Raw genomic sequence first — 14040 nt, forward strand, 5'->3', positions numbered from 1 at the left:
TTGTACGATTCGTGGACAATATGGATCCAATAATGAGGAGGAGAACGATGGCGCTGCCAGGCCTCGCAGGAACGGAGCACATCGGCTTCACGGTGCCTGATCTCGATCAGGCGGAGCGGTTCTTCGTTGACGTGATCGGGTGCGAGCGGACCTACACCCTCGGCCCATTCGCCTCCGGCGACGATTGGATGGCGCGGCACCTGAACGTCGATCCGCGTACCGTCATGCGGGAGCTTCGCTTCTTCCGGTGTGGTTTCGGGCCGAACTTCGAGATCTTCAGCTACGAGCCCCCCGAGCCGCCGGCGCTCCAACCGCGCAACAGCGACATCGGTGGCCATCACCTGGCGTTCTACGTCGACGACGTCGATGTCGCCACGGCGTACCTGCGCCAGCAGGTGGGTGTGACGGTGCTCGGGGAGCCGACGGCCAGCTCGGGCCCGTCTGCTGGGCAGCGCTGGGTGTACTTCCTCAGCCCCTGGGGCATGCAGCTCGAGCTCGTCAGTTTCCCCAACGGCAAGGCGTACGAGGCTGGTGGTGGCACGCGGCTGTGGCACCCTCGTCGGCCCGCAGAGTGAGTGCCGTTGATGCGGGGGTTCCGTTCCCACGGGGCGCAGTGGCTCCTGAGCTCGGTGCGTGAGGGCTTGTCGGACCGTCAACCTCAGACGACGTCCGGCCGCGCCGGCGCCGTGGCCCGCAAGGCGTCCCGCCGTATCGGGAGGATCCCAACTGATACATTGTGCAGAAGTGGTGCTGCCCTGTGACGCGGAGTTCGTCCAGACTCCATGGGGTCGGGCCGACAGATTGGATCCAATGATGAGGCCAGGGGGTCTTGCCGAGGAGTCCCTCGAGGAGAACGGCCGGTCCTTCAACGGCGGGGCGAGCCGCCGGATCGCGGACTACCTCAGGCGTGCCATCCTCAACGAGGAGTTCGCCGCGGGGGAGCGTATCCGTCAGGAGACCCTCGCCAAGCGTCTGGGTGCGAGCCGTCTGCCGGTACGCGAGGCGCTACGAACCCTGGAGGGTGAAGGTCTCGTCACCCTCGAGCCGAACAAGGGTGCCCGCGTCACGGCCCTCGACCCGGCAGAGCTCGATCTGCTGTACGGCACGCGCCTGCGAATCGAACCCTTCGTCATCATCGACAGTGTGCCCAGGCTCTCGGACGCACGGATCGTGCGAGCCGGCCAGATCCTTGCGCAGATCGAGGCCGGGGTCAGTATGGTGGAGTTCCTCGTGCTCGACCGCGAGTTCCATCTGCTCACCTATGAGGGGTGCCGAAGCAGTCACCTCACGTCCATCGTCGAGCGGCTCTGGAACTCCACCCAGCACTACCGCCGGGCGTTCGTCACCCAGACCGGGCCCGACTGGGGGGAGTCGACCAACGCCGAGCACAGGCTGCTGCTCGGCGCTGTTGCCGATCGCAATCCGGAAGTCGCCTCGGCCCTCGTCGCATCCCACATCACGCGCACCATGGTGTCGCTGCGACGCTCGCCCCGGGTGTTCAGCCTGGGCGAGCAGCACGGCCGGTACCTGCCGTAGGGCCTGCGGAACGCGCCCCCGGTTCCGCCGGCTGTGGCCGGCGTTCGCCAGCGAGCGGTCTCGCGGGGGGCAGGTCGTGACTTCACTTCCGATCGTGCTCAGGCGGTGGGCGCGATCTTGTCGGCGATGAGTTCGGCGATGGGGATCGCCGAGGTGGCGGCGGGTGAGGGCGCGTTGCACACGTGCAGCTGCCGCTCGGTCGACCGCAGGAGGAAGTCCTCCACCGAGGTGCCGTCACGCATGATCGCCTGTGCACGGATCCCCGCGGGGTACGGGCGCAGGTCCTCGAGCGTGAGCGACGGGCAGTACTTGCGGACGAGTTGGAGGTAGCCGCGGGGGAAGGCCGAGCTGCGCATCTCGTCTATGCCGGTGCGGATGTTTTGCCGGGCGAAGCGCCACAGCCCGGGGAAGGCGAGGAAGTTGGCGACGTCGTGTGGGCTGATCGATCCGCGGGGGTAGCGTTCGCGGGAGAGTCCGAGAACTGCGTTCGGGCCCACCGTCACCCGGCCGTCGATGGTCGGGCTCAGGTGGACGCCGAGGAACGGAAGGTCTGGGTCGGGGACGGGGTAGATGAGCCGCCGGACGATGTCGGAGCGCTCGTGAGGCAGTTGGTAGTACTCCCCGCGGAACGGGATGATCCGGAAGTCGACGACGAGTCCGCCCATCGCGGCCACCCGGTCAGCCTGAAGGCCGGCGCAGGCGACGACGCGGCGCGACCGGTACTCGCCGGTGTCGCTGCCCACGACGACCTCGTCCGCGGGGCCCTCGATCTCTCGGATCGAGTGCACCTCCGAGCGCGTGACCACGCGTCCGCCGAGCCTGACGACCTCATCCGCCATCGCCGCAGCGACCTCACGAAAGTTGACCACCCCGGTGGCTGGGGAGAGCAACGCCGCGCGGCCACGCACGTTCGGCTCGATCTCGCCCAAGCGGACCGCGTCGATTGGTTCGAGCTTGATCCCGTTCTGTGCGGCGCGCTCGGCCAGGTGTCCCATCCGCTCGACCTCAATGTCGTCGGTGGCGACGACCAGCTTGCCGATCGTCTCGTAGCGGATGCCGTGCTCGTCGCAGAAGTCCTTGGTCGCGCGTTCGCCTGCCCGGCAGAGGCGTGCCTTCAGCGATCCTGGAGCGTAGTACAGGCCCGCATGGATGACACCGGAGTTGTGGCCGGTCTGGGCGGTCGCGACGTCGTCCCCCTTCTCGAGCACGAGCACCGATGAGCCGGGCCGGCGCCGAAGCACCTCCCGGGCGGTCGCGAGGCCGACGATGCCGGCTCCGATGACGACAAGGTCCTCCATGACTTACCTCCGGGTGTTGATCGTTTGCAGCAGCGCTCCTTCATCGGGGCGCCGCGACGAGCTGGGTCGCAAGTGGATCCTAGATTTCCATACTTTGGATCCATAGTAGCGACCCACTGTGGTGGCGGGATCGATGCCTGCAACCGGTGGAGTGGCTAGTTCGGCCGCCCTTCTCCGGCTTGCCAGTGCGAGAATGAGGGGCCTACGTCCCTCGTTTTGCGCAGCACGACATGCTTGACGTCGGAGTGTGGCGGATGGCACAGTGGGGCTCTGTTGGATCCAACGTGGCACCCGACTGAAGGACCGGACTCAATGATGAACTCTGGTGGTGCCCCCGCGGCACCCGTATCCTTTCTCGCTCCTGCATGTACCTGGACCGGTAGAGGAGTGCTCACCTACCTGCCGAACGGTCTCGTTGCCGCCGGCAGTCCCGACGGCGGCCCGGTGCTTGTTGCGGCCGATGTGGCCCTCGCCGCGAGCGATGCGCTCACCGGCTCGCTCGACGCCCTGCGCGGCGCCGGCTTCGAGCCCACCGTGCTCTCGGCCTTCGGCCCCGAGCTGACCGCAGAACAGGTCGACGGTGCGGCCAGGACCGCTCGCGAGATCGGTGCTGTCGCCGTCGTCGGCATCGGGGGCGGCTCCGTGCTCGATGCCGCCAAGATGATCGCCCTGCTGGCCACGAACGAGGGGACGAGCGCGGACTGGTTCGGTCTTGTCGAGCCGACGGTCGCACGCCCCGTCCTCGTCCTCGTACCCACCACCATCGGCACCGGCGCCGAGGTCACCCGCATCTCGATGATCACCGCGGGCGGCGAGAAGCGCATCGCCTCGAGCCGGTCGTTCGTCCCCGAGCTCGTCATTCTCGACCAGGACCTCGTCGCCAGCCTGCCGCCGCATGTCAGGGCGTCGACAGGCCTGGACGCGCTCGCGCACGCCGTCGAATCGATCCTGTCGCACAACAGTACGGCGTTGACCGAGCACAGTGCGATCGAGGCCATCCAGATCGTGATGGCAGACCTCGCCGCAGCCTACGACGGCGATGCCGACGCGACCGGGCGGATGCTCGTCGCGGCGTACCTCGCCGGGCTCGCGCTCAACTCCGGCGTGGTTCTGGGGCACAGCCTCGGTTATGCGATCAACCACGAGAAGCCGCTGGCCCACGGCACGACCACCGGGCTCGCGCTCGCCTACACGATCGCCTACGACCAGCACGTCGACCCGGTGAAGGGCCGAAAGCTCGCCCGGGCGCTCACGCTCGGGGAGTCCGACGACCTGCGCGTGGCCGCCGAGCACGTCCTGGCGCTCGTCCGTCAGGTGGGTCAGCCCGCCACCCTCGACGAGGCCGGTGTGCCGGCGGACGTGGAGGACGCCATGGCACGACGCACGGTCGAGCTGTACCCCCGCCCGACGAACCCCGAGGAGATGGACACCGAGCGCGTCCGGACCCTCCTGTCAGCCATGCGCGACGGCGATCTCGAGCGTGCTTTCGCCGTCACCGCCAGAAAGGATGCCTGACCATGCAGATCACCGGAAACCTTGTCGACGGCAAGATCGTCGGCCAGACCGGCGACGCCAACATCGACGTCACCAACCCCGCCGACCTGCGGGAAGTTGTCGGCCGGGTGCCGGCCATGAGTGCCGGGGATGTCCACGGCGTCTACGCCGCCGCCGTAGCCGGCGCGCGGACGTGGCGCGAGACCGGCGTGCTGGCCCGGGGCGAGGTCCTGCGTGCAGCCGCTGCCCGGCTCCGCGCCGAGTCCGAAGTCTTGGCGGCGCTGATCGTGCGTGAGATGGGCAAGACGCTCGCCGAGGCTCGCGTCGAGGTCACCAAGTCGGCCGACTTCTTCGACTACTACGCGGGCCTCGCCCGGCTGCCCTACGGCGAGCTCCTTGCCGATGGGCGGCCCAGTACCTACGCGCGCGTCATGCACGAGCCCCTTGGCGTGGTGCTTCTCATCACGCCGTGGAACGACCCGCTGCTGACCCCGGCCCGCAAGATGGGCCCGGCACTGCTCGCCGGCAACGCCGTCGTCATCAAGCCCGCCTCGGCCACGCCGCTCATCGTGCTTGAGCTCGCCCGCATCTTCAACGAGGTCGGCCTGCCGGCCGGGGTGCTCGGCACCGTGACAGGCCACGTCCGCGACATCAGCGAAGCACTGCTCGGGCACGGCGCGATCAGGGCCGTCAGCTTCACCGGATCGACGGCGGTCGGCCTGGACCTGCAGAAGCAGTTGGCCGGCCGGCAGATCCGCGTGCAGACCGAGATGGGCGGCAAGAACGCAATCGCCGTGCTCGCGGACGCCGACATCGCGGTCGCCGCCAAGGAGATCTCCGCAGGAGCTTTCGCTCAGGCCGGTCAACGCTGCACCGCCACCTCCCGTCTCGTCGTCGTGCGCGAGGTCGCCGACCAGCTCGTCGAGGCCATCCGTGAACAGGTGCGCGCACTCAAGGTCGGTGCCGGCGACACCGAAGGAGTCAACCTCGGTCCCGTGGTCTCCGCGTCCGCGCGCGACGACATCTTCGACCACATCAGGAGGGCCATCGGCGAGTCCGCCGAGCTCCTCGAGGGTGGCGCTGAAGCCCCCGAGGGGTCGCCGGAGCACGGGGCGTTCGTCAGCCCCACCCTGTTGAAGGTGACCCGCGACCAGGCGATCTGGCGCGAGGAGGTCTTCGGTCCGGTGCTCGGTGTCCTCGAGGTGGAGGACGAGGCCCAGGCGATCGAGGCGGTCAACGACTCGACGTACGGGCTGTCCGCCGGCGTGTTCACCAACGACCTGGGAGCCGCCGAGCGCTTCATCGCGCAGGTGAACACCGGCCAGGTCTCGGTCAACCACCCCACCTCCGGCTGGGACGTGCACCACCCGTTCGGTGGATTCGGCTACTCGGGCTCGCCGTTCAAGGAGCAGGGGCTCGACGCGCTGCAGTTCTACACGCGCACCAAGACCGTGGCGGTGCGGAGCCTGTGACGGGCATCATCGAGAGGTTCTCGCTCGACGGACGGCGCGTACTGGTCACCGGCGCCAGCCGCGGACTCGGCCAGGCCATGGCCCGCGGCCTGAGCGAGGCTGGCGCACAGGTGGTGTCCGTGGCACGCACCGCAGTGGTGGACGAGCCCGGCGACCCGGTGCGCCACCTCACCGGCGACGTCGCCGACAGTGCGAGCCTCACCACCACCGTCGACCGCGCCGAGGAGGTCCTCGGCGGCACGGTGGACAGCGTGGTGCACGCGGCGGGCGTGCAGTATCGCGCCTCGGCGCTCGACTTCCCGGCCGAGGAGTGGGAGCGCCTCGTCAAGGTCAACCTGACCGCGCCGTTCCTACTCAGCCAGGAGGTCGCACGCCGTCAGATCACGAAGGGCATCCCGGGCAGTCACGTCTTCATCGCCTCCCTCACCTCGGTGCTGGGCCTGCCCAACATCGCCGCCTATGCCGCCACGAAATCGGGCGTCATGGGTGTGGTCCGCTCGTTGGCCGTGGAGTGGGCCCCGCAGGGCATCAGGGTCAACGCCATCGGTCCGGGCTACTTCCGGACAGCGCTGACCGAGGAGCTCTTCAAGAACGACGAGGCCCGTGAAGGGCTGATGAAGCGCATCCCCCAGAAGCGTTTCGGCAACCCGGACGACCTGTCCGGCGCGCTCATCTACCTGGCGTCGAACGCTTCGGCGTACGTCACCGGACAGTTGTTGATGATCGACGGCGGCTGGACCGCCGCCTAACAATCTCCCACCTCAGGGACGAAGGAGTCAGAGATGGACACCAGCAGGAATCGCGTTTCCCCAGCCCGGCGCCGCGTCGTCGGTGTTGCTACGGCACTGGCCGCCATGATGGTCGTCGCCGCGTGCGGCGGCGGCGGCGGGGCAGGGGAGGGGGAGGGAGCCGGCCCGATCGAGATCGCGGCCCTCTACCCGATCAGCGGGTCATTGGCCCAGCTCGGTGAGGAGTCCTGGCGCGGCGCATTCCTCGCCGCGAAGGAGCTCAACGAGAACGGGGGCATCGACGGGCGTGAGGTCAAGCTCGTCCAGGGGGACGTCCCCGACGTCAACGCGGCGAGCTCGGAGGCTCGCCGGATGCTGGACAGCGAGGGGCTGGACCTGGCCATCGGCACCTACTCCTCGTCGCTGGCGCTGGCCGCCTCGGAGGTCTACGCCCGCGGCGGGGGCACCTACGTAGAGCTCGGTGCCATCTCGGTGGAGTACAACGAGCGCGGGTACGAGAACGTCTGGCGCACCAACCCCCGGGCCGACAGCTTCGCGCAGGTGCAGGTGGACTTCATCTCGGAGTTCGTCGCCCCCGAGCTCGGTATCGGCCTCGACGAGATCAAGGTCCTGCTGGTCCACGAGGACTCCTCCTACGGGTCCTCGGTCGCCCGGGCGGCGGAGACTTCAGCCGCGGAAGCCGGAATCACGAACATCTCCTACGCGCCGTACAGCGCCGAGTCGAGCGATCTCTCGTCCACCGTGCTCGGCATCCAGCAGGCAGACCCCGATGTCGTCATCGCGGTCTCCTACGCGTCCGACGCCATCCTGCTCGCCCGGCAGATGCAGGAGAACGGCGTCGTCGTCCCGGCCTTCATCGGCACCGGCGGTGGGCACACGCTCAGCGGCTTCGGTGAGACGGTCGGCGCGGCAGCGGACCACATTTTCGACGTCGACTTCACCCAGTACGCGGTCAACCCCGAGGCCACCCCCGGCCTGGAGGACTTCCTGGCCCGGTATCAGAAGGAGTACGGCGAGGACCCCGCCTCCGGTCACTCGCTGGCCAACTACATGGGAGCCCGTGTCGTCTTCGACATCCTGGCGGAGACGGGCGGGGACACCTCCGCCGGGGCGTTCGGTGAGGCAGCCACCGCCTACACCATCGAGGCGGGCACCACGGCGACCGGCTGGGGCGTCAAGTTCGACGAGACCGGGCAGAACACCGAGGCTGCACCGTACGTCATGCAGTGGCGCGACGGCACGCTCGAGACAGTCTGGCCCGAGAGGGTGGCCACCGTGGAGCCCGAGCTCGCCACCCAGGCCGGCTGACCATACCGACCACGCGACTCCGGCCGGGCACCCGGCCGGAGTCGCCGGAGGCGACAAGGAATATCAATGGAGCTGCTGATTCAAACCCTCGTAGCGGGGGTCCTCCTGGGCGGGGTGTACGCCCTGGTCTCGGTAGGGCTCAACCTGCTCTTCGGGGTGGAGCGCATCATCAACTTCGCCCACGGTGAGTTCGTCATGATCGGCATGTACATGACGTTCTGGTTGTGGGCCGGGCTGGGCATGGACCCCTACGTCTCGTTGCTCATCGTCGCCCCGACGATGTTCCTCATCGGCGTGATCTTCCAGCGCGGCATCATCCAGCCGTTGCAGGGCACGTCGGCGAACATGAAGATCTTCGCGACGGTCGGTATCTCGATCATTCTGCAGAACCTGGCCCTGTACCTGTGGGGTGGCCAGCACCGCTCCGTCCGTACCGCCTACTCGACAGCGGTGCTCAACGTCGGCGACATCAACATCTCGGTGGGCCGGCTCATCGCCTTCGTCGGGGCGCTCATCATGGTCGCCGCGCTCTTCTACGTGATGAACCGCACCATGACGGGCAACGCCCTGCGCGCCATCGCCGAGGACAGCGAGACCGCCCGCCTGGTGGGCCTCCCGGTCAAGAAGTTCTACCTCATTGCCACGGGCATCAGCGTCATGCTTGCCGGCATCGCTGGCGTCATGCTCGTCCCCTTCACCTCGGCCTTCCCCTTGTTCGGTGCTCGCATGACGCTCATTGCGTTCATCGTCGTGGTCATCGGTGGCATGGGGAGCATGGTCGGGTCCTTCGTAGGAGGCGTGCTGCTCGGCGCGATCGAGACCCTTGCCGGTACCTATGTTGCCCCGGCGCTGCAGCAGGTCGTGTTGTTCGCCCTGTTTATCGTCGTCGTCCTCGTCCGGCCCCAGGGGCTGTTCGGCAAGGGTGCCGGCACCGAGGAGGTGGGCCTGAAGTGAAGCGCTCGTATCTGATCGTCGGAGCGGTGGTCGTCGCGCTCCTGGCGATCTTCCCCCTGGTCAGCGAGGACCAGTACCTGCTCACCAACGCCGTCCTCGTCGTCATGTTCATCGGTCTGACGGTCGCCTGGAACATCGCCGCGTTCGGGGGTGCGCTGTCCCTCGGGCACGCCGCCTTCTTCGGCCTGGGGTCCTACACCGCGGCCATCCTGCTCCTCGACCACGGCGTCAACCCGTGGGTCGGCATGCTGGCCGCCATGGTCGTGGCCGGAGCTGGAGGCATCCTCCTGTCGATCCCGCTGCTCAGGCTTCGTGGTCCGTTCTTCACCCTCGCGTCGCTCGCGTTCGTCGAGGTGCTCAGGCTGCTCTCGGTCTACGCCCGTGACTTCGCCGGTGGCTCAGAGGGGTTGACGATCCCCTACGCACCGGGCTGGTCGAACATGTCGTTCTCGAGCCAGGAGCCCTACTACTACATCGTGCTCGGCATGGCCGTCATGACCGTGGCGGTCTCGGTGTGGATCTTCTACTCGCGGATGGGCTACCAGCTGCGCGCCTCCGGCTCCGACGACGAGGCCACGCGCGCCCTGGGCGTCAACACCGCCGCCCTGAAGGTGTCCGCCCTGGTCGTGTCGGCCGCGATCACGGGGGCCTTCGGCGCCTTCGCGGCCCAGTACTTCTTCATCGTCGACCCCCAGACCAGCTTCTCGCTCACCCAGTACTCCATCCAGCCGGCGCTCAACGGCATCATCGGCGGTGCTGGGACGGTGCTCGGGCCGATTCTGGGCGCCGTGCTCATGACACCCATCGGGGAGTACCTGCGCAGCACGTTCGCAGGCCAGCAGGGTCTGAACTTCATGATCTACGGCGTCGTGCTCGTGGTGGTGGTCATGGTCATGCCCGGTGGTCTGGTCTCAGGGATCAACAAGCTCCGCGCACGCTTCCGCCGGACGGACGCCAAGCCTCTGGAGGAGAACCCGGTGGCCGAAGACACGCGAGAGGAGGTCGAGCGATGAGTCTGCTCGAGATCGAGAACGTCTCGAAGCGTTTCGGCGGCGTCCAGGCCGTCAACCACGCCTCGCTGCACCTGGACGAGGGGGAGATCCTCGGCATCATCGGACCGAACGGGGCCGGTAAGACGTCACTGTTCAACCTCATCACCGGAACGATCCGCAGCGACACCGGCAGGATCGTCCTCGAGGGTCAGGACATCACCACCATGAGCCCCACCAAGCGGGCACGCGCCGGGATCGGTCGCACGTTCCAGGTGGTCCGCCCGTTCACCGGCATGACGGTGGCCGAGAACGTGATGGTGCCTGTGCTCGTGCACACGCACCGAGTGGCAGAGGCCCGCGCCAAGGCGCTGGCCCTTCTGGAGGAGCTGGGCATCGGGCACCTCGCCGACCACGATGTGAGCCAGCTGACGCTCGTACAGCGCAAGCGTATCGAGGTTGCCCGCGCACTGGCCACGGATCCCAAGGTCCTGCTGCTGGACGAGGTGCTCGCCGGCCTGAACAGCCGCGAGGTGGTCGACGTTCTGCCGTTCGTCACCGACGTCCGGTCCCGGGGGGTCTCGATCATCATGATCGAGCACGTGGTCAAGGCGCTGACGTCGGTGAGCGACCGCGTCATCGTGCTGGACCGCGGGACGCTCATCGCACAGGGCAGGTCCGAGGACGTGCTCAACGATCCTGCCGTGATCACGGCATACCTCGGGGAGGAGCAGCATGCTGGAAGTTGAAGGCCTTGTCGCCTACTACGGCGACTTCCAGGCGCTGGAGAACGTGACCTTCGAGTTGCCCGACAGTGGCGTGACCGCACTGCTAGGGGCGAACGCCGCGGGCAAGACCACCTCCTTGCGGGTCATCAGCGGCGTGCTGCCGGCCCGTCGGGGCACCGTGACATTCAACGGCGAGGACATCACGAAGGTCAGCGCGGAGGAGCGCGTGCGTCGCGGGATCGTGCAGGTGCCCGAGGGACGCTGCCTCTTCGGCACGCTGAGCGTCGAGGACAACCTGCTGCTGGGCGCCTTCCAGCGCCGCAAGGACAAGAAGAACAAGCAGCGGCTGGACCGCATCTACACGATGCTGCCGAAGCTTCAGGAGCGGCGCAGCCAACAGGCGGGCTCGCTCTCCGGCGGCGAGCAGCAGATGTGCGCCGTCGGTCGTGGCCTCATGGCCGACCCGACGGTGCTCATGATCGACGAGATGTCGCTCGGCCTGGCACCGGTCATCGTCAAACAGATGTTCTCCTTCGTGAAGGAGATCGCCGAGGCCGGGGTCTCCGTGCTCCTGGTCGAGCAGCAGGTCCAGCACGCTCTCCAGGCGGCGGACCGGGCAACGATCATCGAGAAGGGCGTGACCACCCACAACGGTTCCGCGGAAGAGATCCGCAACGACCCCAAGGTGCGGGAGGCGTACCTCGGTGTCTGAGACAGCGCGTCCCGCACTGGTCAAGGCCGGCGCGGCCCAGGCGTCGACGTCCGTCGTCGACGTGGCACCCCGGCCGCCGGCGGCGGGTGAGGTCCGGCTGCGGGTGGAGGCGTGCGGACTGTGCGGGAGCGACGTGCACGCCTGGCGCGGCGACGACGGCTACGAGTGGGTCCATACCCCCGTCGTCCTGGGCCACGAACTCGTCGGCGAGGTGGTCGCCGTCGGACCTGGCGTCGAGGCCTCCTGGGTCGGTCGCCGCGTCGTTCCGCTCGGGATCGACGGATGTCACGAGTGCGTCACCTGCGCGGCCGGCAGCCCCCACCTTTGCCCGCGCCGCCAGGTGCTCGGACTCTCCTTCGACGGCGGGTGCGCCGCGTCCGTGACCGTCCCGGCCGTCCGCCTCGTCGAGGTCGACCCGGACGCCCCGGCGGCCCGGATGACGCTGACCGAGCCGATGTCGGTCGCCGCCAGGGCGGTGCGTCGCATGGGTGACCTCCCGGCGGGTACCAGGGTCGTCGTGTCAGGACCCGGACCGATCGGGCTCTTCGCCGCCTGGTTGCTCATGCGGCGCGGAGTCGACGTGGTGCTGACGGGCACCGAGCGTGACGAGGCCATCCGGCTGCCCGCCGCCCGCCGCCTCGGCATCGTGGCAGTGCGCGGCGACCAGGCCCAGCTCGACGAGCCGGTCGGTGCATGGATCGAGGCCTCTGGGAGCGTGCCGGGTTTCCAGCAGGCGGTCGCGTCGGTGGCCCCCGGGGCCCGGGTGGTGGTGGTCGCCCTCTTCGCACACGACCCACAGCTGGCGATCAACTCGGTGGTCCGCGGCGAGGTCGAGGTCATCGGTTCCTATGCGTCGCTGCGCGAGGACTACGACCTCGCGGCTCGCGAGCTGGCCGGGGCCGAGGGCTTGGAACAGGTCGTGTCCACCATCTTCCCGCTGGTCCGCGGGCTCGAGGCGTTGGAGGCGACCGCCGCCGGCGAAGTCGTCAAGGCGGTGCTGGTGCCGTGACGACCACGACGGACACGGTGGCCGGCCGCACCCTGGTGCTGACCGGGGCGGCAGGCGGAATCGGCTCCGCGATCGCGCGCGCCTTCGCTCGGCGCGGCGCCAGGCTGGTGCTCGCCGACCTCACGGCCGAGGCGCTCGCGCCCCTGGTCGACGAACTCGAAGCGGCCGGTGCCCCTGTCGTCGCGGTTCCCGTCGACGTCTCGCAGTCGGCGGACGACGAGCGGCTCGTCGCCGCTGCGCTCGAGCGGGATGGGCGGATCGACGACTTGGTGCTCGCCGCCGGCATATACCCGGAGAAGCTGCTCACCGAGGTCACCGACGAGGAGTGGCACCGCTGCATCGGCATCAATCTCGACTCGGCGTTCTACCTCCTGCGCGCCGCCGCACCGCACATCTCCGACGGTGGCGCGGTCGTCGGACTGACCTCCATCGCGGGGATGCGCGGCAGCCGAGCGCACGCCGCCTATGCCGCCTCCAAGGGCGGGCTGCTCTCGCTCGTGCGCTCCATGGCGTGGGAGCTGGCCCCGCGCGTCCGCGTCAACGCGGTGGCCCCCGGCATCATCGCGACGTCGATGACCGCCGCACTGCGCGGCAGCTCGTCCGAGCAGCTGCTCCGAGGCACACCCCTGGGCCGGTACGGAACCGCGGAGGAGGTGTCCGGCGTCGTGGACTTCCTCTGCTCACCGGCCGCCGGGTTCATCACGGGAGAGGTCGTCCAGGTCAACGGTGGCCTGCACATGCACTGACCCCGGCACACCTGAGCCGGGGGTCGATCGAAGGAGATCTGATGAGAGCGGTGACATATGCCGGCGCCGGAGGCAACGAGATCGTCACGGTGGCCGAGCGTCCCGACCCGGTCCCCGAGGGCGACGAGGTCCTCGTCGTCGTCCGGTACGCGGGTATCAATCCCGCCGACCTGCAGCAGCGCGACGGCAACTACCCGCCCCCGCCCGGTGCGCCCGCCGACGTGCCGGGCCTCGAGGTCGCCGGCGAGGTCCTCGCGCTCGGCCCACGGGTCCTCCACCTCAAGGTCGGCGACCGCGTCATGGGCCTGGTGGCCGGCGGCGGGCTCGCCGACCGCGTCGTCGTGTCCGAGCGTCACGTCACCGCCGTCCCAGCCCTCCTTGATGGCCCGGAGGCAGCCTCGGTTCCGGAAGGGTTCATCACCGCCCATGACGCGATCCTGAGCCAGGCTGGCCTGCGCCCGGGCGAGGTACTCCTCGTCAACGGGGCCACCGGCGGCGTGGGGAGTGCCGCCGTGCAGATCGCCCGCGCCTGCGGCGCCCGGGTGGTCGGCACCAGCCGCACCGAGCGGGGCCGCCGACTCATCGCTGAGCTCGGCGGTGTGCCCGCGACGACGGAGACGGTCGCCGACGTCGTCGACGAGGTCTCTGCCGGCCGCGGCGCCGACGTCGTCCTCGAGCTCGTGGGTGCGCCCAACCTCGCGACCGACCTCAGCCTGCTCGCCACGCTGGGGCGGGTCGTCGTCGTCGGGGTGGGTGCCGGAGCCGAGGCGACCATCAACCTGCGCGCCCTGATGGGCCGGCGCGGTCGCCTGCTCGCCACGGTGCTGCGCGCGCGGCCCACCGAGGAGAAGGCCGCCGCCGTCCGCGCTTTCGAGCGGGAGGTGCTCCCGCACCTCGCCGGTGGCGACCTGCGCCCGGTCATCGACAAGGTCTTCCCCGTCGACGACGTCGCCGCAGCCTTCGACCACGTCGAGACGGCCCCGAAGCAGGGCAAGGTCCTGCTCGACCTCGGCGCCTGACCAACCCGGCACGAGACTTCCCGAAC

General features: G+C 68.9%; 14 protein-coding genes. 13 read left to right on the plus strand and 1 reads right to left on the minus strand.

The genetic code is table 11. The annotated features are described in order from the left end of the window. The first annotated feature begins 47 nt into the window (after positions 1-47). Both ACYC1Z_RS00480 and ACYC1Z_RS00485 read left to right on the plus strand, forming a co-directional pair. Entirely contained in the window at positions 48-575 is a 528-nt protein-coding gene (locus ACYC1Z_RS00480; RefSeq protein WP_461407595.1) for a VOC family protein, read from the plus strand. Between the two features lie 238 nt (positions 576-813). Then, a complete protein-coding gene (locus tag ACYC1Z_RS00485) occupies positions 814-1536 on the plus strand; it encodes a GntR family transcriptional regulator (RefSeq protein WP_461407596.1) in 723 nt (240 codons plus the stop codon). 98 nt (positions 1537-1634) lie between these two features. Here ACYC1Z_RS00485 and lhgO read toward each other — a convergent pair whose 3' ends face one another. Then, complete coding sequence (gene lhgO, locus ACYC1Z_RS00490) at positions 1635-2834, minus strand: L-2-hydroxyglutarate oxidase (protein WP_461407597.1); 1200 nt, start codon at positions 2832-2834, stop codon at positions 1635-1637. 315 nt (positions 2835-3149) lie between these two features. Between lhgO and ACYC1Z_RS00495 the strand changes: the two genes are divergently transcribed. The 11 genes from ACYC1Z_RS00495 (at position 3150) to ACYC1Z_RS00545 (ending at position 14014) form a co-directional block, all read left to right on the plus strand. Continuing rightward, positions 3150-4349 carry an iron-containing alcohol dehydrogenase family protein gene (locus ACYC1Z_RS00495; protein ID WP_461407624.1) on the plus strand — a complete coding sequence of 400 codons (1200 nt, stop codon included), beginning with the start codon at positions 3150-3152 and terminating at the stop codon, positions 4347-4349. Between the two features lie 2 nt (positions 4350-4351). Next, positions 4352-5800, plus strand: a complete 1449-nt coding sequence (locus ACYC1Z_RS00500) for an aldehyde dehydrogenase family protein (RefSeq protein WP_461407598.1) — start codon at positions 4352-4354, stop codon at positions 5798-5800. Beyond that, entirely contained in the window at positions 5797-6549 is a 753-nt protein-coding gene (locus tag ACYC1Z_RS00505; protein ID WP_461407599.1) for an SDR family oxidoreductase, read from the plus strand. The genes ACYC1Z_RS00500 and ACYC1Z_RS00505 overlap by 4 nt, the downstream gene beginning before the upstream one ends. A gap of 33 nt (positions 6550-6582) precedes the next feature. Further along, a complete protein-coding gene (locus ACYC1Z_RS00510; protein WP_461407600.1) occupies positions 6583-7857 on the plus strand; it encodes an ABC transporter substrate-binding protein in 1275 nt (424 codons plus the stop codon). A 66-nt stretch (positions 7858-7923) separates the two neighbouring features. Next, on the plus strand, positions 7924-8811 hold the full coding sequence (locus ACYC1Z_RS00515) for a branched-chain amino acid ABC transporter permease (RefSeq protein ID WP_461407601.1): 888 nt from the start codon (positions 7924-7926) through the stop codon (positions 8809-8811). Beyond that, the gene (locus ACYC1Z_RS00520) at positions 8808-9824 is read left to right on the plus strand and encodes a branched-chain amino acid ABC transporter permease (protein ID WP_461407602.1); all 1017 of its coding nucleotides are present in this window, start codon (positions 8808-8810) and stop codon (positions 9822-9824) included. Before ACYC1Z_RS00515 ends, ACYC1Z_RS00520 begins: the two co-directional genes overlap by 4 nt. After that, a complete protein-coding gene (locus tag ACYC1Z_RS00525; RefSeq protein ID WP_461407603.1) occupies positions 9821-10549 on the plus strand; it encodes an ABC transporter ATP-binding protein in 729 nt (242 codons plus the stop codon). Before ACYC1Z_RS00520 ends, ACYC1Z_RS00525 begins: the two co-directional genes overlap by 4 nt. Next, positions 10536-11240, plus strand: coding sequence for an ABC transporter ATP-binding protein (locus ACYC1Z_RS00530; protein WP_461407604.1), 705 nt, complete (start codon positions 10536-10538; stop codon positions 11238-11240). The genes ACYC1Z_RS00525 and ACYC1Z_RS00530 overlap by 14 nt, the downstream gene beginning before the upstream one ends. Next, on the plus strand, positions 11233-12249 hold the full coding sequence (locus ACYC1Z_RS00535; RefSeq protein WP_461407605.1) for a zinc-dependent alcohol dehydrogenase: 1017 nt from the start codon (positions 11233-11235) through the stop codon (positions 12247-12249). Before ACYC1Z_RS00530 ends, ACYC1Z_RS00535 begins: the two co-directional genes overlap by 8 nt. Further along, complete coding sequence (locus tag ACYC1Z_RS00540; protein WP_461407606.1) at positions 12246-12995, plus strand: SDR family NAD(P)-dependent oxidoreductase; 750 nt, start codon at positions 12246-12248, stop codon at positions 12993-12995. The genes ACYC1Z_RS00535 and ACYC1Z_RS00540 overlap by 4 nt, the downstream gene beginning before the upstream one ends. A gap of 41 nt (positions 12996-13036) precedes the next feature. Continuing rightward, positions 13037-14014 (plus strand): zinc-binding dehydrogenase, encoded by a 978-nt coding sequence (locus ACYC1Z_RS00545; protein WP_461407607.1) that lies wholly within the window; start codon positions 13037-13039, stop codon positions 14012-14014. Positions 14015-14040 lie beyond the last annotated feature (26 nt).

Source organism: Georgenia sp. (assembly GCF_054605595.1).